This window comes from Xanthobacter autotrophicus (genome assembly GCF_029991245.1).
Taxonomy (GTDB): domain Bacteria; phylum Pseudomonadota; class Alphaproteobacteria; order Rhizobiales; family Xanthobacteraceae; genus Xanthobacter; species Xanthobacter autotrophicus_C.
Genome location: NZ_JAIVFO010000002.1, coordinates 93778 through 120764, shown reverse-complemented (window position 1 = coordinate 120764; position 26987 = coordinate 93778). Strand labels below are relative to the sequence as shown.

The 26987-nt window shown below is 67.2% G+C and carries 25 protein-coding genes; 14 read left to right on the top strand and 11 right to left on the bottom strand.

The genetic code is table 11. The features are described from left to right. Nucleotides 1–7 precede the first annotated feature (7 nt). Together K9U41_RS01275 and K9U41_RS01270 are read left to right on the top strand one after the other, a co-directional pair. Nucleotides 8–562, top strand: a complete 555-nt coding sequence (locus tag K9U41_RS01275) for a septation protein A (protein ID WP_282639040.1) — start codon at nucleotides 8–10, stop codon at nucleotides 560–562. 94 nt (nucleotides 563–656) lie between these two features. Beyond that, the gene (locus K9U41_RS01270) at nucleotides 657–1103 is read left to right on the top strand and encodes an RrF2 family transcriptional regulator (RefSeq protein ID WP_149576354.1); all 447 of its coding nucleotides are present in this window, start codon (nucleotides 657–659) and stop codon (nucleotides 1101–1103) included. A 22-nt stretch (nucleotides 1104–1125) separates the two neighbouring features. Here the strand turns inward: K9U41_RS01270 and K9U41_RS01265 are convergent, their stop codons facing one another. The 4 genes from K9U41_RS01265 to K9U41_RS01250 all read right to left on the bottom strand — a co-directional run bounded on the left by K9U41_RS01265 (nucleotide 1126) and on the right by K9U41_RS01250 (nucleotide 6876). Continuing rightward, nucleotides 1126–2307, bottom strand: a complete 1182-nt coding sequence (locus K9U41_RS01265) for an ABC transporter permease (RefSeq protein ID WP_282639035.1) — start codon at nucleotides 2305–2307, stop codon at nucleotides 1126–1128. 1 nt (nucleotide 2308) lies between these two features. Further along, nucleotides 2309–5062: a ribosome-associated ATPase/putative transporter RbbA gene (rbbA, locus tag K9U41_RS01260; protein WP_432715710.1), complete on the bottom strand. Its 2754-nt coding sequence runs from the start codon at nucleotides 5060–5062 to the stop codon at nucleotides 2309–2311. Nucleotides 5063–5139: 77 nt separating this feature from the next. Then, nucleotides 5140–6135: an HlyD family secretion protein gene (locus tag K9U41_RS01255; protein ID WP_282639034.1), complete on the bottom strand. Its 996-nt coding sequence runs from the start codon at nucleotides 6133–6135 to the stop codon at nucleotides 5140–5142. A gap of 588 nt (nucleotides 6136–6723) precedes the next feature. Next, nucleotides 6724–6876: a hypothetical protein gene (locus K9U41_RS01250; RefSeq protein ID WP_282639032.1), complete on the bottom strand. Its 153-nt coding sequence runs from the start codon at nucleotides 6874–6876 to the stop codon at nucleotides 6724–6726. A 212-nt stretch (nucleotides 6877–7088) separates the two neighbouring features. On the opposite strand from K9U41_RS01250, the gene K9U41_RS01245 reads away from it, so the two are divergent. From K9U41_RS01245 to K9U41_RS01215, 7 genes are all read left to right on the top strand, one after another. Next, nucleotides 7089–7427, top strand: a complete 339-nt coding sequence (locus K9U41_RS01245) for a GCG_CRPN prefix-to-repeats domain-containing protein (protein ID WP_282639031.1) — start codon at nucleotides 7089–7091, stop codon at nucleotides 7425–7427. A gap of 50 nt (nucleotides 7428–7477) precedes the next feature. Continuing rightward, entirely contained in the window at nucleotides 7478–7981 is a 504-nt protein-coding gene (locus tag K9U41_RS01240; protein ID WP_282639030.1) for a Spy/CpxP family protein refolding chaperone, read from the top strand. Between the two features lie 46 nt (nucleotides 7982–8027). Next, on the top strand, nucleotides 8028–8510 hold the full coding sequence (locus K9U41_RS01235) for a cupin domain-containing protein (RefSeq protein WP_282639029.1): 483 nt from the start codon (nucleotides 8028–8030) through the stop codon (nucleotides 8508–8510). A gap of 91 nt (nucleotides 8511–8601) precedes the next feature. Continuing rightward, the gene (locus K9U41_RS01230) at nucleotides 8602–10071 is read left to right on the top strand and encodes an FAD-dependent monooxygenase (RefSeq protein WP_282639028.1); all 1470 of its coding nucleotides are present in this window, start codon (nucleotides 8602–8604) and stop codon (nucleotides 10069–10071) included. A 78-nt stretch (nucleotides 10072–10149) separates the two neighbouring features. Beyond that, complete coding sequence (locus K9U41_RS01225) at nucleotides 10150–11238, top strand: DUF917 domain-containing protein (RefSeq protein WP_282639027.1); 1089 nt, start codon at nucleotides 10150–10152, stop codon at nucleotides 11236–11238. Beyond that, nucleotides 11235–12785, top strand: a complete 1551-nt coding sequence (locus K9U41_RS01220) for a hydantoinase/oxoprolinase family protein (protein WP_282639026.1) — start codon at nucleotides 11235–11237, stop codon at nucleotides 12783–12785. Before K9U41_RS01225 ends, K9U41_RS01220 begins: the two co-directional genes overlap by 4 nt. 95 nt (nucleotides 12786–12880) lie before the next feature. Further along, nucleotides 12881–14143 (top strand): phthiocerol/phthiodiolone dimycocerosyl transferase family protein, encoded by a 1263-nt coding sequence (locus K9U41_RS01215; RefSeq protein WP_282639025.1) that lies wholly within the window; start codon nucleotides 12881–12883, stop codon nucleotides 14141–14143. Nucleotides 14144–14181: 38 nt separating this feature from the next. On the opposite strand, the gene K9U41_RS01210 is transcribed toward K9U41_RS01215, so the two are convergent. The 7 genes from K9U41_RS01210 to K9U41_RS01180 form a co-directional block, all read right to left on the bottom strand. Next, nucleotides 14182–15876: an NAD-dependent malic enzyme gene (locus K9U41_RS01210; protein ID WP_282639024.1), complete on the bottom strand. Its 1695-nt coding sequence runs from the start codon at nucleotides 15874–15876 to the stop codon at nucleotides 14182–14184. Continuing rightward, the gene (locus K9U41_RS01205; protein ID WP_282639022.1) at nucleotides 15869–17680 is read right to left on the bottom strand and encodes a CocE/NonD family hydrolase; all 1812 of its coding nucleotides are present in this window, start codon (nucleotides 17678–17680) and stop codon (nucleotides 15869–15871) included. Before K9U41_RS01205 ends, K9U41_RS01210 begins: the two co-directional genes overlap by 8 nt. A gap of 55 nt (nucleotides 17681–17735) precedes the next feature. Continuing rightward, a complete protein-coding gene (locus K9U41_RS01200; RefSeq protein ID WP_282639021.1) occupies nucleotides 17736–18116 on the bottom strand; it encodes a hypothetical protein in 381 nt (126 codons plus the stop codon). Beyond that, the gene (locus K9U41_RS01195) at nucleotides 18113–18448 is read right to left on the bottom strand and encodes a hypothetical protein (RefSeq protein ID WP_282639020.1); all 336 of its coding nucleotides are present in this window, start codon (nucleotides 18446–18448) and stop codon (nucleotides 18113–18115) included. Before K9U41_RS01195 ends, K9U41_RS01200 begins: the two co-directional genes overlap by 4 nt. A gap of 62 nt (nucleotides 18449–18510) precedes the next feature. Further along, entirely contained in the window at nucleotides 18511–20118 is a 1608-nt protein-coding gene (locus K9U41_RS01190) for a thiamine pyrophosphate-binding protein (protein WP_282639019.1), read from the bottom strand. Nucleotides 20119–20186: 68 nt separating this feature from the next. Then, nucleotides 20187–21986, bottom strand: coding sequence for a D-lactate dehydrogenase (gene dld, locus K9U41_RS01185; protein ID WP_282639018.1), 1800 nt, complete (start codon nucleotides 21984–21986; stop codon nucleotides 20187–20189). 357 nt (nucleotides 21987–22343) lie between these two features. Next, on the bottom strand, nucleotides 22344–23018 hold the full coding sequence (locus K9U41_RS01180) for a GntR family transcriptional regulator (RefSeq protein WP_282639017.1): 675 nt from the start codon (nucleotides 23016–23018) through the stop codon (nucleotides 22344–22346). Nucleotides 23019–23232: 214 nt separating this feature from the next. Here K9U41_RS01180 and K9U41_RS01175 point away from each other — a divergent pair, with 214 nt between their 5' ends. From K9U41_RS01175 to K9U41_RS01155, 5 genes are all read left to right on the top strand, one after another. Beyond that, nucleotides 23233–23448 carry a rubredoxin gene (locus tag K9U41_RS01175; protein ID WP_282639016.1) on the top strand — a complete coding sequence of 72 codons (216 nt, stop codon included), beginning with the start codon at nucleotides 23233–23235 and terminating at the stop codon, nucleotides 23446–23448. 27 nt (nucleotides 23449–23475) lie between these two features. Next, a complete protein-coding gene (locus K9U41_RS01170; protein WP_282639015.1) occupies nucleotides 23476–24285 on the top strand; it encodes a pirin family protein in 810 nt (269 codons plus the stop codon). 36 nt (nucleotides 24286–24321) lie between these two features. Further along, nucleotides 24322–24900 carry a tautomerase family protein gene (locus K9U41_RS01165; RefSeq protein ID WP_282639014.1) on the top strand — a complete coding sequence of 193 codons (579 nt, stop codon included), beginning with the start codon at nucleotides 24322–24324 and terminating at the stop codon, nucleotides 24898–24900. Nucleotides 24901–25003: 103 nt separating this feature from the next. After that, nucleotides 25004–26065 (top strand): ABC transporter substrate-binding protein, encoded by a 1062-nt coding sequence (locus tag K9U41_RS01160; protein WP_282639013.1) that lies wholly within the window; start codon nucleotides 25004–25006, stop codon nucleotides 26063–26065. After that, on the top strand, nucleotides 26062–26985 hold the full coding sequence (locus tag K9U41_RS01155) for an ABC transporter permease (protein ID WP_282639012.1): 924 nt from the start codon (nucleotides 26062–26064) through the stop codon (nucleotides 26983–26985). Before K9U41_RS01160 ends, K9U41_RS01155 begins: the two co-directional genes overlap by 4 nt. Nucleotides 26986–26987 lie beyond the last annotated feature (2 nt).

The window sequence follows — 26987 nt, the reverse complement described above, 5'->3', positions numbered from 1 at the left end:
CCCCAAGATGAGCCCGTTGCTGAAGATCGGCCTCGAACTCGGCCCGCTGGTGCTGTTCTTCGCCGCCAACGGCTATGGCGGCATCTATGTGGCTACCGGCGTGTTCATGGTGGCCACGCTGGCGGCGCTGGCCGCCATGTGGGTGCTGGCGCGGCGCATCGCGGTGATGCCGCTGGTGTCGGCGCTGGTGGTGATGGTGTTCGGCGGCCTCACCCTGTGGCTTCAGGACGACCATTTCATCAAGCTCAAGCCCACCATGGTGAATGCCCTGTTCGGCGTGCTGCTTCTGGGCGGGCTCTATTTCAGGAAGCCGCTCCTGCCCTACGTGTTCGACGGCATGGTGAAGCTGACCGACGAAGGCTGGCGGGTCCTCACCATCCGTTGGGGCGTGTTCTTCCTCGTTATGGCGGTGCTCAACGAGATCGTGTGGCGCTCCGTGTCCACGGACAGCTGGGTGGCGTTCAAGACCTTCGGCTACCTCCCGCTCACCTTCGCCTTCGCCATGGCCCAAGCCCCGCTGATGGCCCGCCACGAGATGAAGGACGGTCCGCAGGAGGGGTGATGCGCCGTTCCGCCCGCTCGCTCCCCGATTTTACACACGCCTGCCGGTTGACTGTCGCCGTGCACATCCGCATAAGCCCGAAAGAGGGCCCAGCATGCTGACGAAAAAAGGAAAGTACGGTCTCAAGGCCGCGGTCCACCTGGCGCGCCTGCCGCCGGGCGGGTCCACGCAGGTGGCCGACATCGCCGAGGCCAACAATATCCCGAAGAAATTCCTCGACGTCATCCTTGGCGAACTGCGCAATGCCGGCTTCCTGTCCTCCAAGAAGGGCAAGCTCGGCGGCTACCGCCTCGCCAAGGCGCCGGAGGATATCGTGGTGGGCGAGATGATCCGCGCCCTCGACGGGCCGCTCGCGCCCTTCCCCTGCGCCAGCCGCAATGCCTACGAAGTGTGCGAGGACTGCGACGTGGCCACCTGCGAGGTACGCATGCTCATGGTGCAGGTGCGCGACGCCATCGGCACCGTGCTCGACACCTACACCCTCGCGCAGATGCGTGATCTCTCCCGGGAAGCCCTGTCCTCCTTCGTGGACTACATCTGAGCGGGGCTGCGGCCCGTCTCCCCTATTGCTGGGCGGCGAGGAAGACGCGGAAGCGCGCCAGCGCCACGGCGAAGAACAGCACCCCCATGCCGAAGGTGGCCGCAAAGCGCGGCCACACCGTCTCGATCCCCGCCCCGCGATAGAGGATGGCCTGGGCGAAGGCCACGAACTGGGTCGAGGGCGAGGCCTGCATCACCACCTGCAGCCATTGCGGCATGCTCTCCAGCGGGGTGAAGCCGCCGGACAGCATGTTCATGGGCAGGACGGTGAGGAAGAACAACAGACCGAACTGCGGCATGGACCCGGACAGGGTGCCGAGGAAGATGCCCAGCGAGGCGGTGAAGAACAGATAGAGCGCCGCGCCGGCGAGAAACAGCGGGATGGAGCCGGCGATCCCCATGCCGAGCCCCCATTTCAGCACCACCACGATGCTGAAGGCGGAGCCGGCGAGGATCACCGCGCCATTGGCGAGGATCTTGGCCAGCATGATCTCGGACGGGCGCACCGGCAGCACCAGCAGGTGCTCCAGCGTGCCGTGCTCGCGCTCGCGGATGAGGGCGGCGCCGGCCAGCAGCACCGACAGCATGGTGATGTTGGTGATGAGCCCCATGGTGCCGGTGAACCAGGACGATTCCAGCCCCTGGTTGAAGGCGACCCGGACCTGAAGCTCCACCGGGCTCGCCACCCCTTCCGAATGCCGCAGCACGAAGCGGTTCACCTCCTCCTGGAAGATGGAGGAGATGTCGTTGGCCCCGAGGCCCGCCTGCATCAGCGACGTGGCGTCGATGAGAAGCTGCACGGCGGGCGCGCGGCCGGCCAGCACGTCCGCCTGGAAGTCGGGCGGAAAGTTGATCACGAAGGTGTAGCGCGCCGCATCCATGCCGGGGTCCACCTGCTGCGGGGCGAGCGGCACCGGGCGCTGGAACCGCGGCGGCAGCAGGGCGTCGAGGATGGCGTTGGAGAGGGTGGAATTGTCCTCGTCCACCACGCCAACCGTGGCGCGGTTCAGGTCGTGCTTCATGCCGTTGGCCTGGAGCACGATGGCGAGGGTGAGGGAATAGACCACCAGCACCAGCAGCGCCCGGTCGCGCCACAGGCTGATGAGTTCCTTCACCACCAGCTCGCGTACATTGCCGAGGAAGGCGCGCCAGCGCGGCGGGCTCTGGATCGCGCTCGGGTGCGGGGGAGGGGAGGGCGCCGCCATCTCAGGCCTCCTGCTTGCGCAGGATAAGGAAGGCCAGCCCCAGCAGCGCCGGCCAGAAGGCGGCGGTGGCGAGCACAAAGGGCAGGAGTTCGACGAAGCCCAGTCCCTTGGTAAAGGCGCCGACGCTGATGCGCATGAAATAGGTGGTGGGGAAGAAGGTGCCCAGCACCCACGCCCCACCCTCCAGCGTCGCCACCGGCTGCATCATGCCGGAGAACTGGGTGGCGGGCATCATGGTGCCGATGGCGGTGCCGAACAGGGCCGCCACCTGGGTGTTGGTGAGGGTGGAGGAGACGAGGCCGATGGCGGTGGTGGCGAGCACATAGGCCAGCGCGCCCAAAGCGAGGCCGAGGAACGAGCCCTTCAGCGGCACGCCGAACAAAAACAGCGCCATCAGCACCATGACGAAGAAGTTGAAGAAGGCGACGCCCGCATAGGGCAGTTGCTTGCCCAGCAGGAATTCCAGCTTGGTGACCGGCGTGACGTAGAGATTGGTGATGGAGCCCAGCTCCTTCTCCGTCACCACCCCCAGGGCGGTGAGGATGGCCGGAATGAAGATGAGCATGAGGGCGATGGTGGCCGGCACCATGGCATCGAGGCTGCGGAACGACTGGTTGTAGCGATAGCGCATCTCCAGCGTTGCTGCGGTCGACAGGGTTTGCCCCGCCTGTTGCGCGGCGTCCGACAGGAACCGGGCGTGGACCGCCGCCACATAGCCCTGGATGGTCTCGGCGCGGAACGGCATGGCGCCGTCGATGGTCACCAGCACCTCGGTGGGCCGCCCCGAGCGCAGGTCGGCCCCGAAGTTGGGCGGCAGCTCGATGGCGAAGGCGATGGCGTTGGATTTCAGCCGCCGGTCGAGGTCGGCCGGGTCGGTAAGCTGCGGCTGCACGAGGAAGTAGGGGGAGTGGGCGAAGCCGTCCACATAGGTCCGGCTTTCCGGCGTCTGGTCGCGGTCGAGCACGGCGAAGCGCAGCTTGTCCACGTCGAGGGTGATGCCGTAGCCGAAGATGATCATGAGGAACGCCGTGCCCAAAAGCGCGAAGGCGAGCCGCACCGGATCGCGCTTCAGCTCTAGCGTCTCGCGCCAGGCATAGGCGCCGAGGCGGCGCAGGGAGAAGGCGGCGGGCCGGCCGGCGGCCCTCGGTGCGGGGGGCGGCAGGCGGGCTTCGCTCTGCGCCGCGCGGCCGCCCATCTCCATATAGGCGACGAAGGCCTCTTCCAGCGTCGCCGCCTGCTTCTCCTCCTTGAGCGCCTGCGGCGTGCCGGTGGCGATCACCTTGCCCGCATGCATGAAGGAGATGCGGTCGCAGCGCTCCGCCTCGCCCATGAAGTGGGTGGAGACGAAGATGGTGACGCCCTCCTCCCGCGACAGGCGCTGGAGATGATCCCAGAAATTGTCGCGGGCCACCGGGTCCACGCCCGAGGTGGGCTCGTCGAGGATCAGCACCTCCGGCTCGTGCAGCACCGCCACCGCCAGCGACAGGCGCTGGCGCACGCCCAGGGGCAGGCCGTCGGCGAGGGCGTCGAGGTGGGGGGCAAGGTCGAAGGCGCGCACCAGCTCGGCGATGCGCCGGTGCGCCTCCTCTTCCGGCAGGGAGAACAGATGGGCGTGCAGGTCGAGGTTCTGGCGGACGGAAAGTTCGCCATAGAGCGAGAAGGCCTGGCTCATATAGCCCACGCGCCGGCGCGTCTCGATGTCGGTGGGGTCCACCTCGACGCCGAACAGCAGCGCCTCCCCGGAGGAGGCGGGCAACAGGCCCGTGAGCATCTTCATGGTGGTGGACTTGCCGCAGCCATTGGAGCCGAGGAAGCCAAAGATCTCGCCCTTGCGGATCTTGAAGCTCACATGGTCCACCGCGACGAAATCCCCGAACTGCCGGGTGAGGCCGCGCGATTCGATGGCGATGGGCGCGTCCGCCGCGATGGCCTCGATGTGCTCCGAGCCGTCGCCGTCGCCGCGCCGGCCTTCCGGCAAAAGCGAGATGAAGGCGCGCTCGAGGTTGGGCTGGCCGGTGCGAGCCAGCAGCTCCGCCGGGCTGCCGTCGGCGAGGACGCGGCCGGCATCCACCATGACCACCCGCTCGAAGCGGGCGGCCTCCTCCATGTCGGCGGTGGCGACCAGCAGGGTGAGGCCGGGGCGGGCGGCGCGGATGGTCTCGATGAAATCCCAGAACTGGCGGCGCGAGAGGGGATCGACGCCGGTGGTCGGCTCATCCAGCAGCAGCAGGTCGGGGTCGTGGACCAGGGCGCAGCACAGGCCCAGCTTCTGCTTCATGCCGCCGGACAGCTTGCGCATGAGCCGGTCGGCGAAGGGATCAAGGCCGGTGGCGGCGAGCAGCGGCGCTGCGCGCGCGCCCTTGGCCTCGGCCTCCTCGCCGAACAGGCGGGCGAAGAAGGCGATGTTCTCCGCCACCGTGAGGTTGGGATAGAGGTTGCGCCCCAGCCCCTGCGGCATGAAGGCGATGCGCGGTTGGCTCGCCTCACGGGCGCGACGGTCGGAAAAATCCGCGCCCAGCACCTGCACCTTGCCGTGCTGGATGCGCTTGGCCCCGGCGATAAGGCCCAGCAGCGTGGATTTGCCCACCCCGTCCGGCCCCACCAGCGCCACGGAGGCGCCTTGCGCGATGGAAAGGTCCAGCCCCTCCACCGCGACGGCGTGGCCGTAGAGGTGGCGGATGCCGGCCAGATGGACGGCAGCGGCGCCCGCCGGGCTCGCCGCGGCGGCACTTGCGGCCGGGGCGTCGGTGGAGATGGCGCCGGCGCGGGGGATGTCCGCCCCGCCGCCCGCCGGGTCCTCCCTCACCGGCTCCTCCCTCACTGGCTCCTCGCTCACCGGGTGGCCTCGCCCACGAGGTCGGACTGGAGCCAGGAGGGCCACTGCGCCTTGGGGTCCATCCGCACATAGCCGACGCCGGTCACGCCGGTCTTCACCTGCTCCAGATATTTCTCCACCAGCGGGCGGGCGACGCGCAGCTTCACGCGGAACATCATGCGGTCGCGCTCGCGCTGGGTCTCCACCTGCTTGGGGGTGAACTGCGCCCGCGCCGACACGAAGGAGACGGCGGCCGGAACGGCGCGGTCGGGCAGGGGCTCCAGCAGCAGCCGCGCCTCGGCGCCGAGGGTGATGGCGCCGGCGTCGGAGGCGGGCAGGAAGATGGTCATGTAGACATCGGAGAGGTCGATGAAGGTGAGCACCTTGCCGCCCGCGCCCAGCACCTCGCCCGGCTCGGCGAGACGGTAGATGACGCGGCCGGACTTCGGCGCCGTGAGCGTGCCGTCTGCCACCATGCGGGTCAGGCGCTCCACCTCCGCCTCGGCGGCGCGGATGGCGGATTCGCTGGCCGCAAGGCTGCTCTGCGCCGCCGCCAGCGCCGCCTGAGCGGTGAGCCTGGTGGTGCGGTACTGGTCCACCTTCTGCTCGGTGGCGAAGCCCTTGGCGACCAGGGTCTGCTGCCGTTCCAGCTCCTTGGCGGCGAGGTCCAGCTCGCCCTTGCGCTGCTCCACCACATGGGTGGCGGTGTCGCGATACTGGTGGGCCTGGGTGGCCTGCGCCTCGGCGGTGCGCAGGGCGGCGGCGGTCTCCGCCACATCCATATGGGCCACCACCTGGCCTTGCTGCACGAAGTCGCCTTCCTCCGCGAGAACGTCGAGCACGCGGCCGGCGGCCTTGGTGGCCACATCCACCTGCGTCGCCTCGATGCGGCCATTGCCGGAGGCGAAGCCCGGCGGCAGGGCGCGGCTGCGGCTCGCCATGTACCAGGCGCCCGCACCTCCCGCACCGACGACGGCAAGAAGGGCCAGGAGGATGACAAGCGTACGCTTCATGACAGGACACCTTTCGGCGTGCAGACGCGCCCGCGGAAGGTCCTGCGAAAAGGTGCCGGCAAAGGCCGGCAACGGCAGGCCACTCCCGCGGGGCTTCGGGGGCGGACCTCAGGTTACAACTTACGGCGGTGCAGCAATACGGCGTTGATCAAGGTCAAGAGCCGTCGATCCGCGCCTCCACCGCCCGGGCGGCAGCGGGATTGCGTTCCGTTTCGGTCGGTCCACCGGGTACCGCCGCCGTGCACGCGGTCCCAGCCATGGGTATCCGCAGTTCGCGACGCGCGGAACTTCAGTCAGGCGGGCCGGCGTTCACAGCCCCTTTTCGCCGGCTTCCGATTAAACACAAAAACCAGGTCGGCACCACGCACACCGTCGCCTGCCATCTGGCGGACGTAGCCGAGGCGACGGGAGGGGCCGCCTGAGCCGATGGCGGCGCCTTCTGCCTGCGGGATCTGTCAGATCAAAGGCCCATGGGTTTGACGCCCATGGGTTTGGCACACATGGGTTTGACTTATGGGCCTTTGGTCAAGCCCGCGCGGCGCCTGAGCGAATCCACTCAGCACCGGTCGTAGACCGGGGCCGATGGTATCAGGTCTCGACGTCCACCTGGACGATCCCGTTGCAGCGGTTGAACGCGCCGCACAGGGCGGTGGGCCAGGTCAGTTCAACGATCTGCGGTTCGGTGAAGTGGGCCTTGAGCTGTGGTGCAGGTCTCCACACCTCGATTGTGCGGATCTGCACCCAGCTTGATCTGTTCGGCCTCGATCCCGGTCGCGCCGATGGTCGCCACCGTTTCGATGCCGGAGAGCCGATAGATAACTTGGCGCATCACCAGTTCTGTCGATGCGCCTTCAACGCGATGGTGATTATTCTTTGGCACCAGGGTCCGCAAGGGGGCCCTTGGTGCGGGCTGCGATCTTCGAGGCCCGGGACGTCTCACTGCGAGTGATCCCATGCGAAACACCTTCGGACTGATTTCCGGCTTGTGGCTCGGTGCGCTGGCGGCGCTGCCGGCTTCCGCGATGCCCCTCGCGCGCCCTCCTCTACCAGATTCCGCCGTCGTGACCCCCGTCGCCCAGGGCTGCGGCCCGGGCTGGTGGCGCGGGCCGTGGGGCCATTGCCGCGACACCCCCTATTCCGGCCGCACGCCCGGCGGCGGATGGGTCTACCACTTGCCCCCCGCCTACGGCTATTTCGGCAATGGCTGCCCGCCCGGCTACTGGCACGGGCCCTGGGGCCACTGCCGCGACACCCCCTATCACGGCCGGCTGCCAGGCGGCGGATGGCAGTGACGATGGCCGCTGTCCCCCGCCAGACCCCTGTTGCAAGAGAGAAACGCACCATGAAACGCACGCTCATGGCCGCCCTGATGGGCGCGCTCATCGCCGCCGCGCCCACCGCTTGGGCCCAGACTGCACCGCCTGCCGGCGCGCCGCCGGAGCCCCCCGCCGTGGAGCTCTACAGCGCGGAGGATGCGCAAGCCGTACTCGACGCGCGCATTCTCGCGCTGAAGACGGTGATCACCCTGACGCCCGAGCAGCAGAAGCTCTGGCCCCCGGTGGAAATGGCCATCCGCGAGGTGGCGAAGCTGTCCGCCGAACGTCGGGCGGAGCGGGCCAATGCGGCGCCGCCGGCCAGTTTCGTGGAGATCCTGGACCGCATCGCCGATGCCGAGGCGGTGCGGGCGCGCGACCTGAAGACGGTGACCGCCGCGCTGAAGCCCCTCGTGGCCTCGCTCACCCCGGTGCAGCAGCGGCGCATCCCCGCCTTCCTCGGCCTGCGCGAAGGCCCCGCCGGCCTGCCCCAGCCCACCGCCGAGATCTGGCTCTTCGAGGAAGAAAACTAGAGCCAGATCAGGATCATCTCACCGCGCCCTTCTGAAGGAGGCTGCCATGTCCATATCCTTCCTGCATTCCAAGGGCACCGAAGCGCCCATCAAGATCCCGGCCATCGGGCTCGACCTGTTCGTGCGCATGCCGCCGGCGGCGAGCTCGGGCGAGTTCTGCTTCATCGAGACCATCAATGCCCCGGGCGCGGGTCCCCCCCGGCATCGCCACCGCGAAGCGGAGATCTTCCGCGTCATCGAGGGCCGGTATCTCTATGAGGCGGACGGCCGGCGCTTCTATGCCGAGGCCGGTGACGTGGTGAGCATTCCCGGCGGGGTCGAGCACGGCTTCTGCAACGTGACCGACAAGCCCGCCCGCCAGTACATCCTCATGGCCCCGGCGCTTGATGCGGCGGCCTTCTTCAACGAACTGGCCGGCGTGATGCACGACGGCATCCCCGACCAGGCGGCGCTCAATGCCTTCGGGCTGAAGTGGCACGTGGAGTTCCTGGGGCCGCCGGTGAGCAAGAAAGACCAGCCCACGGATTAATGCGGCCGCATCTGCGCAGCCGCCATCGACGCAAGATCGAGAGGTTCGTGCCGCGGCGCGGGCCGAAGCACAACATCAGGGGGAGGACAGGATGAAGGATCAGGTGCTCATCGCCGGCGCGGGGCCGGTCGGCCTGACAATGGCCCTGGAACTGGCCCGCTACGGCGTCCCGGTGCGCATCATCGACAAGATCCCCGAGGCGACCCACACGTCTCGGGCAGTCGCGGTGTGGCCGCGAACGCTGGAACTGCTCGACCGCTCCGGGGCGGCGGCTGACATCATTGCCCTGGGCAACAAGGTCACCGTTGCCAACATCCTGTCGGGTGGCCGTCCGGTGGCCTCGCTGTCGCTCGACCAGATTCCCTCACCCTATCCGTTTGCGCTGATGGTGCCGCAGTACGACACCGAAGCCGTGTTGCGGCGTCACCTCACAGCTCACGGCGTCACGCCGGACCTCGGCGTCGAACTTCTCGGTTTCGAGCAGGGCGACGATGGCCTTTCCGCCCGCCTGCGGGAGCCCGACGGCACGGAGCGCATCGAGCCATATGCCTATCTGGTGGCCTGCGACGGCGCGCACAGCGTGGTGCGCCATCACCTCGGCCTCGACTTCCAGGGCGATACCCTCGGCCTCGACTGGACCCAGGGCGACTTTCACCTGAGCGGATATCCCTTCCCCTCCTCGCAGATGGCCATCTTCTGGCATGAGGACGGGCCGCTGCTGTTCTTCCCCATGGCGCCCGACCGCGCGCGCATCATCACCAGCCTCGGCCCCTCGACCGCAACGCCGCCCGTCGCGCTGGACCAGGAGGCGTTCCAGAAGATGGTGGACGCCCGCGGCCCCGGGGGCATCACACTCACCGGGACGGAGTGGGTCAGTGCCTTCCGCATCAACGAGCGGCAGGTGGACAACTATCGGTCCGGGCGGGTCTTCCTTGCGGGCGACGCGGCTCATATCCACAGCCCGGCTGGCGGACAGGGCATGAATACCGGCATGCAGGACGCCGTCAATCTGGCGTGGAAGCTGGCGCTGGTGAGCCGCGGCATCGCCTCCGCGCCGGCGCTGCTGGAGAGCTATGACCTGGAACGCCGCCCGGTCGGCGCACTGGTGATTGCGGCCTCGGGGCGCATGACCCGGATCGGCACGCTGGCCGACCACACGCTGCAGCATGTGCGCGACTTCGTCGCCCATATCCTGATGGGGCTTTCGCCGGTGCAGCGGGCCATCACCGGGCTGATGGCGGAAGTCTCCATCGGCTATCCGGACAGCCCGCTCAACGGCCCCTCCCAGGGCGAAGCGAAGGCCGGTGCGCGGGTGCGGCCGGTGGCGGGCGAAACGCCGTTCGGCGCGGGCGACACGCCGCTGTTCACCGCGTGCGGCGGAAGCGGCGCGGCTGAACTCGCCGCGCGCTTTCCCCGGCTCGTGGTGGCGTTGCCGCCTCGATCCGACGGCGGAGCATTCATTTCGCTGGTCCGGCCGGACGGCTACCTCGCAGGTCAGGTACGGGATCCGGACTGGCAGGAACTGGTGCCCTATCTCCAGCAGATCGGGGCGGAGCGGTGACCATCCGTCGCGTGAAACTGCTCCCGAATGGCCGCGGCGGGCGAAACGACTGCCCGCTTCAGAGCTGAGAGACCTGCAATGCCTCGCCTCCTCGATGCGGAAGAGCTTGACCTGCTGGCCATCGGCGCCTGGATTCTCGGGACCGGAGGCGGCGGATCGCCCTATGCCTCCCACCTCGTCGCCCGGCAATTCTATGTGGACGGCGGCCAGATTGCCCTGCTCGACCCGGACGAACTGGCCGACGATGATGTCGTGGCCGTGGTCTCGACCATGGGTGCGCCGCTGGTGTTCCAGGAGCGGATGACCGATGCCGCCTTCGCCTTGAAGCCGGTGCGGACCATGGAGGCCTTCCTGGGCCGGCCGTTCCGGGCAGTGATGACGGTCGAGATCGGCGGCTGCAACGCGTTCCAGCCGCTGCTCGTCGCCGCGGCATCGGGCCTGCCGGTGGTGGATGCGGACGCCATGGGCCGGGCCTACCCCGAGGCCCAGATGCAGACCTTCTCGATCGCCGGGCTGCAGATGGTCCCGCACGTCGTTTCCGACATCCGCGACAATGACGTGATCATCCCCACCGCGTCCGGCTGGCATGAGATGGAGCGCGTGCGGCGCAGGGTCTGCACGGAATACGGATCGGTCGCGACCACCTGCCAGGCCCCGCGCACCGGGGCGGAGGTGAAGCGTCACGCGGTCCTGCGCAGCCTCTCGCAGGCCATCGCGCTCGGGCGCGAGGTGCGCCGCGCGAAGACGGCGCACGAGGACCCTGTCGAGGCGACCGTGGCCGCCGCCGGCGGCAAGCGGCTATTCACGGGCAAGGTGATGGATGTGCAGCGGCGCACGACCGAGGGCTTCCTGCGCGGCTCCCTCAGCCTCGCGGGCCTCGGTGACGATGCCGGCGCATCCTTCGACATCGCCTTCCAGAACGAGTTCACCATCGGCCGGCGCGACGGCACGGTGATCGTCACGACGCCCGACCTGATCTGCGTGCTCGACAGCATCTCGGGCGAGGCCATCGGCACGGAGAGTTTGCGCTACGGCCAGAGGGTCACGGTCATCGCCCTGCCGTCGCAGCCGATCCATCGGAGCGCGGAGGGGCTGCGGCATGTCGGCCCGCGCGCATTCGGCCACGACGTCGAATTTCGCAGCGTCTTCGGGGAGGAGCCGGCATGAGCCGCATCGGCATTGATGTCGGCGGCACCAATACCGATGCCGTCCTGCTCGAGGGCGGCAAAGTGCTCGCCGCGCTGAAGCGACCGACCACCGTCGATGTCGCGGACGGCGTGCGTCAGGCGCTGGTTGATCTGGTCGCCGCCGCCGCCGGCCATCCGGCCCTGGGGCGGATCGAAGCGGTGATGATCGGCACCACGCATTTCACCAATGCCGTGGTGGAGCGTCGCCATCTGGACCGCGTCGCGGCGCTGCGCATCGGCCTGCCCGCCAATGCCGGCCTGCCGCCCTTCATCGGCTGGCCGAAGGACCTTGCGGCAGCCATGCGGGGCAGCATCCACATGGTGGGCGGCGGGCACGAGTATGACGGACGGGTTCTGGTGCCGCTGGATCGCGCGGCCGTGCGGCGCGAGGCGCAGCGCATCGCCGACAGCGGCATCACCTCGGTCGCCATCACCAGCGTGTTCTCCCCGCTCACCGATGAATGCGAGCGCGAGGCCGCGGAGATTGTGCGGGAGGTGATGCCCGCGGCGCGCATCACGCTCTCCCACGAAATCGGCCGGATCGGTCTGCTCGAACGGGAGAATGCGGCGCTGCTGAATGCCGGGCTTCAGGGCCTCGCGCAGCGCACCACGGCCGCCTTCGTGCGGGCGCTGCGGGACAGCGGCATCGCGGCGCCGCTTTATCTCACGCAGAATGACGGCACCATCGTGCAGGGCGCGGTGGCGGAACGCCATCCCGTCTATTGCTTCGCCTCAGGCCCCACCAACAGCATGCGCGGCGCGGCCTTCCTTTCGGGCCTGACGGACGCGCTGGTCGTGGATGTGGGCGGCACGACCACCGACGTGGGCTGCCTCAAGGGCGGGTTTCCGCGCCAGGCCAATGCGATGGTCGAAATCGGCGGGGTGCGCACGCTGTTTCGCATGCCGGACCTGATCTCCATCGGCCTCGGCGGCGGCACCGAGATTGCCGATGACGGGCGCCGGATCGGTCCGGGCAGCGTCGGCTTCCGACTGCCGGAGAAGGCGCTGTGCTTCGGCGGCGACACGCTGACCGCCACGGACATGGCCGTCGCGGCGGGACGGATCGCGCTGGGAGATCCCGGGCTGGTACGCAGGCTTCCCGCTCCCCTCGTGGCCGACGGCCTCCTTCACATGGAGCGCATGGTCGCCGATGTGGTGGACCGGATAAAGACCGATGCGGCGCCTATACCCCTCATCGCGGTGGGCGGCGGCAGCTTTCTGGTGCCCGATCGCATGGATGGCGTCTCGCAGGTGGTGCGCATCGAGCACCATGCTGTGGCCAATGCCGTGGGCGCCGCCATCGCGCAGGTGAGCGGCGAGGTGGATCGCATCTTCTCCGGTGTCGAGCGCGATGCGGCGCTCGATGAAGCGCGCCGGGAGGCCACGCGGCGAGCGATCGAGGCGGGCGCCGAAGCGGGCAGCGTGCAGACGCTGGACGTGGAGGACATTCCGATCGCCTATCTCCCCGGCAATGCGCGCCGCATCCGCGTGCGTGTCGTCGGAGAGATCGCGCGGCTCGCCGGGTAGCGCAGGGGGACGGATGGCCAGCGAGCGCCGATCGCCCGAGCGGCCCCATCGTTCGTCCAGCATGTTCCGATCTGACCTGCTTAAAGGAACCGCAAATGCACAATGATCTCAGTGAAGCGACGCCGGCCGGACAGGGCCAGGCGGGTCGGCGCGTGTATCGCGAAGCCTCGCCCACGGAATTGATCTACATCGCCACGCGCATGATCGTCGTCAGCCGCAGCAGCATCTCCGGAACGATCGGCAGGGCGCAGTTCGAGGCGGCCGTCGCGCATCTCGAAACGCGATATGGAATCCTGCGCTCTGTGGTCGAGGACGGGCATTTCGTGGGACGGATGGACGACCGATCGGCGATCGAGGCCTGGTTGCCCGCCGATAGCTGCTCCGCCGAGACCATGTACGCGCAATTGCTGAACGCCGACCTCGATACCGGAAAGACCCTCTATGCCATCCACGTCATCGCCGCCGATGACGCGCTCGATGTCTTCATGCTCACGTCCCATGCGATCACGGACGCAACATCGCTGATCGAGCTGCATTCCTGTCTCGCCCACATGTGCGACTGCGTCGTGCGCGGCGAGGCCCCGGCCCTCGGCGTGCAGCCGTTCCCGACCCCGGTCGACGACGCCGTGAGTTGCAGTCTGGCTGCGCTTGGAACGGATGCGCCGCCTTCTTCCTATTCCGGAGTGTTCGCCGAGATTCCCATGCGCGCGCCCCATGATGGCGGTCCCGTGACCCATCGGCTCGAACGCGTCGTGATCGGGGCGGACGCGATGCTTCGGATCAAGGACGCAAGCCATGCAACCGGCTCTTCCGTGCACGCGCTCCTGCTGGCCGCGTTCGCTCTCGCCATAGGTGACGTGGCGGACGGACACCCGCGTCAGATTCTCATGCGATCATCGGTGGACATGCGCCGGCGGCTCGAGCCCCACGTTTCACCCGAACTGGTCTTCACGGCCATCACCGGGCACATCACGCCCGTCCCCGACCTCGACCGGCCTATGGTGGAGATCGCCCGATTCATCTTTGACGATATCCATCAGGGACTGGCCAACGGCAGCATCTTTCACGATTACATCAACTATCCGCGGGCATTCGGCAGCCCCCAGCAGTTGCCGGTCGCCATCAATGTTTCCGACATCCAGACGGTGCAGTTTCACTGGCCGGTCGAGCGGCTGGCAGTGACCGGATTCGAGTATGCATTGGGCTGGATGAAGAAGTTCCCGAATGTCTCCGTGTCGGTCTACGACGGTACGCTGATCGCCAACATCGTCTATGTGGAAGAGTTCGCCACTCCGACAACGATCCGCGCCATCTCGGACGGCTTCGTCAGGAGGCTCGATTCGGTCTGCGGACAATAGAAGCGCTGCGCCGAGGAGCGCGGCGCGGCTGCGGGCGATTATGTCCCCTTCGCGGTGAGCGGTACGTAACGCGGTGTCCAGACCTTGGCGCGCAGGCGCTGCTGGATCTGATCGACCGCGACGTCGGGCGCGTCGCCTTCCCGGTGCGCCTGCATGGCAACCGCGAGGGCGACCTTTGCCGCGACTTCACGCAGGGCGCTCACGGGGGGCAGGAGATTGTGCTTCGGGTTGTCGCGCGCGGGCGACGCCTCTGCCAGCGCCTTCGCCGCGGCCATGAACATGCCATCCGTCACACGGCTGGCACCGACCGCCAGAACGCCGAGGCCAACTCCGGGAAAGATATAGGAATTGTTGGTCTGGTCCACCTTGAAGCGGGTGCCGTCGCGCAGGAGCGGGGGAAACGGGCTGCCGACGCCCACCAGAGCCCGCCCGTCGGTCCAGACCTCGATATCCGCCGGTGTCGCTTCCGCGCGAGAGGTCGGATTCGACAGCGGAAAGATCACCGGCCGCTCGTTGCACTCGGCCATGGCGCGGACCACCGGCTCGCCGAAGGCGCCCGCCAGGCCGGAGACGCCGATCAGCACGGTTGGTCGCGCATTGCGCACCACGTCCAGGAGCGCAATCCTGTCGGGATGTTCGAGCCTCCAGCCTTCGATCGCCCGCCTGCTCTGCACGAAAGGGGTCTGGAATGGCGCAAGGCCGGGCATGCCGTCCATCAGCAGCCCGTCACGATCGATCATGAAAAAGCGTTGTGTCGCCTCGCTTTCCGACAGGCCGGCATCGCACATGGCGGAGCGGATCAGGCCGGCGATCCCGCAGCCGGCCGAGCCGGCGCCGAACACCGCCACCCGCTGCTCGGTCAGTGGCACGCCAGTGACAGTGATGGCCGCCAGCAGGGTGCCGGTCGCCACCGCCGCCGTGCCCTGGACATCATCGTTGAAGGTGCAGAGCCGGTCGCGATAGCGCTCCAGCAGGCGCGTCGCATTGTTCTTCGCGAAGTCTTCCCATTGCAGGAGGACCTTGGGCCAGCGCCGGATGACGGCGGCAACGAACGCCTCGATGAAGTCGTCATAGTCCTGGCCCCGCACCCGCTCGTGGCGCCAGCCCACATAGAGCGGGTCGGCGAGGCAGTCGGCATTGTCGGTCCCCACGTCGAGCAGGATCGGCAGGGTGGTCGCCGGATGCAGGCCGCCGCAGCCGGAATAGAGCGCGAGCTTGCCGATGGGGATGCCCATGCCGCCCGCCCCCTGGTCTCCCAGCCCCAGGATGCGCTCGCCATCGGTCACGACGATCGCCTCCACGGCGTCGAAGCGCGGCAGCGCGAAGATCTGGTCGAGCCTCGACTGGTGCGGAATACTGAGGAAGAGGCCGCGCGGCTTGTGGTAGAGGCGGCTGAACTGCTGGCAGCCGGCGCCGACCGTCGGCGTGTAGACGATGGGCAGCAGCTCTTCCAGGTTTGCAACCAGCGTCGCGTAGAACAGAGTCTCGTTGATGTCCTGCAACTCCCGCAGGAAGGCATAGCGTTCGAGATCGGTCTCGAACTGACGCAGCGACTGGAGGGCACGGGACATCTGCTCGTCCAGGGTCGAGACATGCGGCGGCAGCAATCCGTGGAGATGGAAGGCGTCGCGCTCGGCCTCGGAGAAGGCCGTGCCCTTGTTGAGCTGCGGATCGGCCAGCAGTTCGTATCCGCTCAGCGCGGTTGATACGAGCGCGGGGGTCGCTTCAGACATGAGAATCGCTCCTGGCCTCGCCGGCCCGGGCGAGTTCGATGTAGGTGTCAGGTCCGTAATGGAGGGTGTTGCGGGCGTAATAGGGCGGCACCTGCATGTCGAACTGGGCGTGCCCGTGGCTCACGTCGCTGCGCAGGAGGTCGGTGCGACTGGCGATGTCGAGGCGCAGCCGCTCGCCCGGCTTCAGCACCACGGGCTGCGGCGTGAGGCTGAAGCGGAGCGTCACCGGCACGCCGGGCACGAGCGGCTCGGGCGTGTCGATGTCGATGGCGATCTCGGTCGCGGTGGAGCGCGCCGCGTCGATCCTGCGGCAGGCGGGGCGGATCGTCCCCATGGAGAGGATCTGGTAGCCGCCATCGGCTGAGACGATGCCGGTGCGGGCCACCACGTGGGAATCGATCTCGTTGGAGCTGAAAGAGAGGCTCACGGTAACCGGGCCGGTCAGCTCCATCGCCTCCTCCACCGGCAGCTCGAAGGTGAGGCGCTGGCTCTCCACCTCGTCGAAGCCCGCCGTCACGATGGCGCCGAGCGGCACCGCCGCCCATCGGTTCGTCCCGCCTTCGCCCGGCGCGCTGTCGAGACGATGGGTTGCGGCGTCCGCGCCATTGGAGGCCGGGTAGAGGCGCAGCGCCGTGCTGCCGGGCAGCGGCCAGTCGGGCGCGCTGCGATAGTCCTTCGCCCCTTCCGTCCAGTATCGCACCCGCGGCTGCGCGGCATAGCCGTTGTCCGCGCCGTAGACCAGATGGTCGAAGAAGGCGAGTGCCTCCAGCTGCCAGGCATAGACCGGCAGGTCATAGGTCGCCGGGCCGATGACCAGCCAGCGGTGATCCTTCGGCGTGCCGGCATTCTCGAACAGATCGTAGGCGCCGAACTGGTGCAGGTTGAGATAGCCGGCATTCTGCACGACGACGAACGGCACCTCGATGTCCCCCAGCGCGCCGGACGGCCCGGCCGGCAGCACGCTCGTCGCCCGGGTCTTGCCGTCGAGTATGAGGCCGGCGAACAGCTGCCGCGTCTGCGGCGTCGGCACCTGCCGCTGGAACGCCTTCATGATCCGCGCCATGCGCTTCTTCAACTGCGGCCACCACACATGCTTCAGGGGCGAGTTGGTGATGTGGCTCACCACCGCGCGCAGCAGCGGCGGCAGGCGAAGCCTGAACTGCAGGGGCGTGAAGTTCGCCCCCATCCAGAGCGAGAAGAAATCCGGCTGCGGCGCGCCGCCGAACATGGCGATGTGGCGGAAGAAGTCCGTGCACATCTCGTTGGTGAAGAAGCCCTTCAGGGCCGGCGGGCGAAGCCGCGCCACCTGCGGCTGGGTCAGCCCGTAATAGGAGGTGCCGAACAGCACCACCTGCCCGTCGCACCAGGGCTGGGCGGCAGCCCACTGGATCACCTTGGCGTGGTCCTCCACATCCGTGTCGTTGAGATAGACGGCGTCGGCGCCGCCCGAGCGGCCCATGCCGCGGCGGGTGACGATCACATGGGCATAGCCACGATCGGTGAAGATCGGCGGACTGCCGCTCTCGTTGTTGCCGGCGGGCGCGCCGGCGGCCTGCAACTCCTTGGAATAGGCGGCGAAGGCGATGACCGCCGGCCAGCGGCCCGGCACCTTCGGCACATAGACATCGGCCGCCAGCGCAATGGATGGCGCGACCTCGACCATCTGGTCGGCGAGGACGCGGCAGCCGAGCCCGGATTTTGCGGCGGGGCCGGGCGTCCAGCCGGCCAGCTGCGCGCCGAACAGGCCGCCCTTCGGCGCGATGAGATTGTCCCAGAAGCCCGGCGTCGCGTTCTTGGCCGTCATGTGCGTTCTCCCCCGGTCTCAGGCTCGCCGCGCCAGGCCATGGCGCGGGTGCGTCCTACAATTGCGAGAGGTCGAGGCCGGTCTTCTTCTGCGCCGCCAGCCGCATCTCCCGCACCACCCATTTCTGCTTGTCGTCCGGGATGAAGAAGCCGCCGATCCCGGACGAGAAGAGCAGATCGAAGACCCGCTCCGTCACCTGGGTGAGCGCCTGCTCCAGCTCGATTGCGAGGTCCGCGCCCGCCTCAGGCTTCGGGGGCACCATGATGACAATGGTGTCTTCCGCCTGCTCGATGATCTCGATCTTGAAATCCGGACCAGGCGTGTAGCCGAATTCCGCGCAGACCACCCCGACCGGGTCGGCGAGGAGCTTCGCGCGATAGTCGGGATCTGTGGCGATGCGCTCGTAATTCTTCTCGACGAAATCGGCATTGCTCACGGCTGATCTCCCTCGGTGCGGGCCGCGTTGCGCAGGGCCAGCAGCTTGAATTTGGCGGCCACGGGCACGAGCCAGATGAACAGGCCCTGGCTGGACCACAGGTCCATCTGGTTGAGGGGCGTCGCGGCGGGCGGCGAATTTGGCGCGCGGGCGGGCGGAATGGTGAAGTAGACCCGGTCGCGCCGCTGCACCACCACCTTCACCTTGACGCCGGCCGGCACCTCCACGCCCATGGACTTGAGCGCCTCGACGGGGTCGCTCTCCACCTGCGCGGCGAAGGCGTCGTCGGTCCAGACGCGCCTCGTCAGCTCCTTCTCGAAATCTCCGGACACGAACGCCTCCCTTATTCCGCTTCGATGGGGATGCGGCGGGGCAGTGCCGCGCCGCCGCCGGTTCACGGCTCGCGATTGATGATCAGGAAGCTCGGCCCCTGGTGCGCGAGCGCGCGGGCGAGCACGTCGCCGACGCTCTCGACAGCGTCGATCGTCTCGACGCGGGCGCCGAAGCCCTCGGCGATCTTCTGCATGTCCACATCGGGATCGCTGAAGTCCAGGCCGACGAAGTGCGTGGTCGCGATGGTCGTCCCCATCACGTTGCACCACAGGTCCTTCAGCAGCCGGTACTCATTGTTCACGAAACAGATGAAGATGGACGGGATGGAATACTTCGCCGCCGTCCAGAGTGCGTGGATCGAGAACAGGCTTCCTCCATCGCCGACGAAGCAGGCGGCGTGCTTGCCGCTCGCCAGGCCGATGCCGACGCCCAGCGGCAGGGCCCAGCCCAGTCCGCCGCCACGGGGCGAGAAATGCACGTTCCGGAAGCCCAGGCTCACCGCCATGTCCTGCACGATGGCGTCCTCGGACGAGCCTTCCGTAATGACGTGCGTGGATCGGTCGAGATGGCGCAGTACGGCGAGGATCAGCGCATCGCTCGCGCGCGGCCCCAAGCCGGGATATTTCGCATCCAGAGCTGCCGCGTCGATCGTCCGCGCGGCGGCTTGCGCCGTGTCGGCGCCGAGCGCAGCAGCCAGCGCATCCAGGGTCGCATGGATGTCGCCGAGCACGGCCATGTCGCAGGGAAAGTCGAAGCCGAGCTGGCTCGCCGCCGGCGCGATCTGGATGACCTGCAATTCCGGCGGCAGCGCCTGGAGGCCGTCGTAGGTGAAGCTGTCGACCTTCTCGCCGATCAGCAGCATGGTGTGGTAGCGGCCCAGCGTTTCGTTGATTTTCTTCGTGGTGGGCGGAAGCTGGCCGCGGAAGTTCGGATGCAGCGGATCAACCGTGCCCTGCACGTGGAAGGGGGCGGCATAGATGTCGGCGCCGAGCGCGCTGGCGATGCGGCTGACCGCGTCGATGCCGTCCGCCGCGCCCACCGCATAATCGGCGACGATGGCGAGCTTGCCCCTGGGCACCGCCTTGAGCGCGCCCGCGACCGCGCCGATGGCGCGCGGCACCACATCCTCGATGATGCGCGTCTTCTTGAAGGTCGTATGCCCGGTCTCCTCCAGCATGAAGTTCATGGGGATGGAGAGGAAAACGGGACCGGTGGGCTGCAGCCGCGCGTGCAGGTAGCACCGCTGCAAGGCGACGGCGAGATCGTCCGTGCGGGTCACTTCATAGGCGTATTTGGTGGCGGTCTGCGCCAGCTGGACATTGGGCGCGCCCAGCACCGGATTGTGGATGAGGAAGCGGGAATCCTGCTGCCCGTTGATGACCAGCAGGGGCACCCCGGACATGAGTGCGTTGCGCATGTTGAACATGCCGTTGGCGAGGCCCGGATAGGTATGGAGGCTGACGATGGACGGCTTGCCGGTGATCAGCGCATAGCCCGCGGCGATGCCGACCGCGCTCGATTCATGCAGCGACAGGATATAGGTGGCCTTCGAGGCCGCTACGGCCGCGAGGAAGGTCGTCTCCGTCGTCCCCGGATTGCCGAAAACAAACGGAATGTCATAAGTCTCAAGAAAATCCTGGATGAGCTCGCCGCCGGTCCGTGTCGTCATGTTTCTCCCCCAAATGGTCTTGCCGCAGCATTCCGGGCGGCTCACGCCGCAACTGGCATTCGATACTGTCAGCCGTCGCATCGGATGCGGCTTGGTGCAACGTTCTGTTCGCGCGGCATCCAGTGCGCGCATTTCGTGGTGCGCCCGATCCCGGGGTTGAAGGTGTTGCAGGGATCGAGCGCCTTGAAATGGTCGACCATTGCGGGCTTCGCGAAATAAAGGTGCCCCACATTGTGCTCGGCGGGATATTCCGCGCCGCGCTCATCGAGGAGCTTCCATATGGCGTGCTCGATCTCCTCGCAATTGCTGCCCTTGGCCACGATATAGTCCTGGTGGAAGACGTGGCAGAAGAAGTGTCCGCAATAGAGCTTTCGGATCATGTGCTTGTCGATCTCTTCGGGCAGCGTCTCGAACCAGTTCTCGTCGTTGCGGCGGAGCGCGATGTCCAGCGCAACGATATCCTCCACCTCCTTGTCGTGGACCGCGCGATAGCGGATCGCGGCGCCGGCGGCGGCGAAGCGGTGCAGGAAGGCCTTGTCGCCTTCATCGGGCGTGCACTCGAAATAGTCCCCCGACTTCGAAGGGAAGATCGATTTCAGATGGGCGCGGGCTTCCGCGATGCCGTCGTCCCCCATCTTCAACAGCAGATAATGCTCGAAGCGGTCGCGGTAGTCGGTCATGCGCCTGGGCAGATGCTTCGGGAAGAGGTGGCTCAAGGCCTGCAGCATCTTGGCGCTGAGATTCTTCGGCAGAAAGCTGAAGCGCCGGCAGATATTGTCGAATGCCGCCTCAAGGGCGTACAGGCGCGGGATCATGTCCGTGCCGAGAGTGTGGATCACCACGAAGGTGTCCTTGCCGTAGACCTCCGCACAATTGAAGGAATCACGGTGCATGTACTCGCCTTCGATCGGCAGATTCTTGAAACTGCCGAGGATATGGCGGCGGATGCCTTCGAGCTCTCTGGCGTCGTTCGAGCCGATGTAGAAGACGACCTGTTCCTTCTCCTTCGGGAAGGTGTCAAGCCGCACCGCCATCAGCATCACCTTGCCGGCGCTGCCGGACGCCTCGAACAGGCGGCGCGGATCGGCATTGAAGCGGGAGGGGGTTGGCGCCTCGATGTCGCGCACATGGTCCGCATAGTCATGGTCCGAGGCGGCGCGGGAGGGGTCGTTGACGATGTCGGCGGGGGTGAAATCACCGCTCTCGATCCGCCGAAGGATCGTCTCCGGGTCGTTGCCCAGCGCGATGCCGAGATGATTGACGAGATGCAGCCCGCCCGCCTCATCCAGCCGCGCGAACAAAGCGAGCTGGGTGAAGGCCGGGCCGCGATGGATCAGGGCGCCGCCGGAATTGTTGCACACGCCGCCGAACACCGATGCGCCGATGCAGGACGAGCCGATCACCGAGTGCGGCGCGCGGCCGATCCTGTCCAGCGCCTTCTCCAGATGGAACAGGGTCGTGCCCGGCAGGCACACCACCTGCCTTCCATCGTTAATCAGGTGCAGGCCCTCAATACGCATGGTGTTGATGAGCACGACGCCACGATCATAGTCGTCGCCGTCGGGGGTCGAGCCGCCGGTGACCCCGGTGTTGGCCGACTGCATGATGACGATCTTGTTCGCCGCGACGCAGGCCTCGAGGACGCGCCACTGCTCCACCAGCGAGCCGGGCCGCACCACGGCGACCACCGGGCCGGAGCCGAAGCGGATGCCGGTGCGAAAGCGCCGCGTCGCCTCGGGGCTCGTCAGCACATGCGATCGACCGACGATGTCCTGGAGGCCCCCGATGAGGATTGCGTCGCCTTCGGCCGTCTCCCGCGCAGCGGTCTTGCCCGCCGGAATCGTCAGGTCGAGAAATGCGGCATCCATGGCAACCATTCCCCCCTTTGCGTAACCTGTGGCTCCTGACAGGATCCATCAAGCGGCTTGATCGGGCGGTCCCGCTGTCGGCCGGCCAATGCGCCGTCCGACAAGGATCGATAGCCTCAGCCTATTTGGATGCCCGCTGTGCAGCATCGCCAGAAGTGGTGATGCCACGCATTCTCGTGGCGCCCTATTCGTCTCTACCGCGCGGCCCTTCCCCGGGGCCGTACCGAGCGGGGCCGGATGCTTGGGACTGCTTTCTCCGGCCACCCGAGCCTCCGAGGGCGCGAGAACCCCCTCAGGTTGTTGCCGATCGAACCGCTCATGGCCGATCGACCTGTCCTGGCGGTCCGGCGCCCGCTGTCAGGCCCGCGTCCCGCTCATCTCTCTCCTGCTCTTCAGCAGCGCTTCCATGAAGATCGGCTCCCAGGTGAGGATGTGGTTCCGCATAAGCTCCCGGATGCCGTCCACGTTGCCCGCCTCGGCGAGGGCGGTCAGCTGGTAATGCTCGCCCACAGATGCGGCCTGCCGCTCGAGCCCCGCGCGCGACGAGATGCCGTGGAGACGCATCTTGTCTCGCAGGCCCATGGCCATCTCCGTGAGCAGCGCATTCTCGGCCGCGCCGATGAAGACCATGTGGAAATTGCGGTCGTTCTCCAGGTAACTGTAGAGATCGTCATTCTCCACGGCCGCACGGATTGCGTCGGCGAGGCCGGTGAGCTGCTCAAGGATCTTCTTTTTCTTCCGCGGCTTGAGGGCAAACAGTTCGGCTGCATGCACCTCGAGCAGACTGCGCATGTCGAACAGATTGCGCAGATCGTCCACGGTCGGCTCCACGACCTTGAACCCGCGATTGCGCATGGGCTCGATGAGGCCGGTACGTGCCAGCTCCAGCAGCGCTTCCCGCACGGGAGTCGTGGACATGCCGAGGTCAGCCGCCAGGGTCGGCACCGAGTACATCTTACCCGGACCGCTTTGTCCCGAAATGATCTCCGACCTCACCTGCCGGAGCACCTGTTCACGCAAATTCGGATCCATTACCTGCCCGCAGTTGGTGCCCCTGAGGCACAATTGGTAGCGCTTTACAATAATGCGTCACTTCACGCCGCGCAAGCAGCGCAAACGACGACGGTGCCTGAAATGGCGGGGAAAGTCGGCACTTCAGTCCCTGCATAAATTTTGCGCTTGCCGCCGGTGGCGCGCCAATATAAAACGTGACGTGTGACGCGCTACACTAATGTAGGATATTCACATGGACGCGCCTCTCAAGCGATGGCTCTGCCTCGGATGCGGTTTTTCGTATGACGAATCCCTTGGCCTGCCGGAGCACGGGCTGGCACCCGGCACCCGCTGGGCCGATGTCCCTGACGACTGGGTTTGCCCCGATTGCGGCACCCCCAAGAACCAGTTCGAGATGGTGGAGATGGGCTACGCCGAAGGCGGCGTCGATCTGGCGCGTATCGCCTGAGCCCGCAACAACCCAGGGAGACGAACCATGCCCAAATCTTTCGTGCTCCGGGCGAGCGAGCGCGGCCACGACGTGATCTATTCCGATGGCAGCGCCTCGTCTTATGTGGCCGGCCACCCCGGCAGCTATATCGCCCGCGAATCCAGCTTCAACTTCCATCAATACCAGGGCGGGCGCCCTGGGTTCGGCACCGTCCGCGTGTTCGGCGATGAAGTGTTCAACGGTGCCGGCTGCGGCTACAACATGCACCCGCACCACAATTTCATCATCTGCGCGTTTGTTCTGGAAGGTGAACTGACCCACATCAATACAGCCGGCCGCGGCACCGTGGATCAGCTGCGGCAGGGCGATTACTATGTTTTCTCCGCCGGATCGGGTGGAAAACACTGCGAGCTCTCGATCAGCCCGGAAAACATGAACGCCATTTATCTTTGGCTCATGCCCAGCCAGCTCTATCTGCCGCCGAGCTACCATCGCGCCCACTTCGACATCCGCACCCGGCGCAACCGTATCGCTCAGCTCGTGGGCGATGCGGACGGCGCGCTGCCGGTATCGCAGGACCTGCGCGTCTCGCGCCTGGTCACCGACCGCGCCGGCCGTTTCACCTACACCCCGCGCACGCCGGAGCACGGCGTCTACGTGTTCGTCGCGGAGGGCAGCGCCACCGTGAACGGCGTGGTGCTGGCGCGTCGCGACAGCCTGGGCATCAGCGGCGTCGAGGCCCTCGCGATCGAGGCTCCCGACAGCTCCGACATCTTCTTCGTCGAGACCGCCATGCTCGACGATGCCCGCATCCGCGCCTGGGAAAAGGCCCACGGCGCCGACCTTCTCGACTGAAGGTGTGCCCGGCGATCCATCCCAAGGGAGACGACAATGCCGATCATGGACGTGCGCTATGCCGCCGGGACGCTCGATGCAGCGGCGAAAGCCGATCTTGCCGCGCGCCTCACCGACGTGCTCATCAAAATGGAGGGCGGCGCCAACACGCCCGGCGGGCGTGCGTTCGCCTGGGTGTTCTTCACCGCCTTCGCCGCGGATGACTGGTGGATCGGCGGCCGCACCGATGGGACCTACGTGACCGGTCCGGGCAAGTTCCTGGTCAATGTCTTCATCCCCGAAGGCTACATGAACGTCACGCACAAGAACGAGGTTCATGCCTGGGTGGCGGAAGCGATCGCCGGGGCGACCGGCTGCACCGATCCGGCCGGCAGCCTGCTCACCGTCATCAACGAGGTGACCGAGGGCAATTGGGGCGACGGCGGCCAGCCCATCAGCCTGGAATCCATCGCCAGGACGGTGGGCCAGGATGGCGGCCCCCGACCGGCCTGGTCGCGCGCCTATTTCGAGGCCAAGGCGCGGGCCATGGTGGCGGCGGGCTATCCGGCCGACACTGGCGGAATGCTGCCCTCGCTGCGGCCGCGGCTGCGGGCTGCGGCCGCAGACCCGGCCTGATAGCCGGCGCCGGGAACGGCGCGCCTTTCCACAACCGGCCGAAGTGCGGAGACACGCGCGCGGCCTCCTGCCACAATCCAGAGAAGAAGTGAGGGGGAGCTTCGTGACCGATCAAACCATTCCGGGCCCTGCGCTGGATCGCAGGCGCCTCCTTGCCGGCGCTGCCGTCCTGGGCGCGGCCGCCCTCCTTCCCGGTGCCGGCCGCGCGCAGAGCGGCGAGCTCGTCGTCTCCAACTGGGGCGGCGACTGGAATCAGCGTATTGCGCAGGGGTTCGAGGAGCCGGCCTTCGCCGCCTCGGCCATGCGCATCATCCACGACCTCGCCCCGGTGCCGGAGCGCAAGGCGAAGCTGCTGGCGGAACGGCGCCTGCCCCGCTCCAGCGTCGACGTGACCTGGCTGAGCGACGCCGACGCCTACGAGATGAGCGCCCAGGGCGTGCTCGAAGCTCTCGACATGTCCCGCATTCCGAGCGCCGGTCACATCATCGAGAAGCTGCGCCGGCCCTATTTCATTCCCGCGGCCTATGGCGGCGTGGTCCTGCTCTACAATCCGGCCAGGATTCCGCAGGCGCCGACAAGCTTCGCCGACCTGTGGAACCCGAAATATGCCGGCCGCGTCGGCATCATCGATCAGCTCTACTTCAACTATATCTACGCGGCCGCGCTCTCCCACGGCGGCTCCATGGGCGACGTGAGCAAGGCCTTTCCCGCCCTGCTCGAGATGAAGAAGCAGGTTCAGCCCCGGCTCTATCCCTCCCACCAGGCGCTCGCGGCGGCGTTCAAGGCCGAGGAGATCTGGATCTCGGCGAACTACAGCGCCCGCGCCATCCAGTGGGAGAAGGAAGGCCTGCCCCTGCGCTGGTCCTATCCGAAGGAGGGCGCCGTCGCCATCTCGTTTGGCGCGGGCATCCCGAAGCGAGCGCGCAACGTGGACGGCGCCTACGCCTATCTGGAAGCGATGCTCCAGCCCAGGGCCATGGGCGCGATCTCCCTCGCCACCTCCTATGCCGTCGCCACCGACAATGCCGACGTCCCCGTCGAGGATCGCAAGCGCCTCGAATTCACCGCCGACCAGATCGCGAAGCTCAATTTCGTCGACTATCCTTATGCGGCGAAGAGCGACGCCCAGTGGATCGAGTGGTGGAACAAGGAATTCAAGGCGTGAGCACGCTCGCCATCACCGGAGAAGACAGCCTGACCGGCGGACGGCCTGCGCCGGGCGGCACCGACCGCCGGCGCCGGCGCTCCAGCGCCGGCTGGCTGCTTTTTCCCAGCCTGACGCTGGTGCTGGCAGGCCTGATCCTGCCGCTTGCCCTCATGGCCCGTACCAGCGTCGCCCATTTCGATGCCGGGTCACCGGACCTCGTGGGCTTCACGCTGGAAAACTATGCCCGCTTCTTCGGCGAGCCGTTCTATTTGATGATCCTCGCCCGCACGCTGGTGGTCGCGCTGAGTTGCACCGCCATCTGCCTGGTCCTCGGCGTCCCCGCGGCGTTCGTCATCAGCCGGGTCGAGAGCCGCGCGCTGAAGACGGTGCTCATCCTCGCCACGATCATTCCGCTGCTCATGGGGAACGCGGTGCGCGCGGCGGGCTGGATGGTTCTGCTCGCCGACAAGGGACTGATCAATTCGGCGCTCCTGTCCGCCGGGTTCATCGCCGAGCCGGTCCGTATCCTCTACACCGGATCAGCGGTGGTGATCGGCCTCATCGCCGTGCTGCTGCCGTTCATGGTGATCTCGCTCGAGAGCGTGTTCGAGAACATCGGCACGGCCTATGAGGAAGCCGCCCAGACCATGGGTGCGCCGCCGTGGACGGCATTCTTCCGCGTGACCCTTCCGCTCGCCATGCCCGGCATCTTCTCCGGTTGCCTGTTGTGCTTCGTGCTGGCGATGAACGCCTATGCGACGCCGGTCCTCATCGGTGGCCCGTCGTTCCAGATGATGGCGCCGAAGGTCTTCGAGCAGGCGATCAAGGTGTACAACTGGCCGTTCGCCGCCACCATCGCTCTGGTGCTGATGGCCGTGACGCTGGCGCTGAGCGTCGCCTCCAGCCTTGCGCTGCAGAAGCGCTACGGAGTGCTGTGACC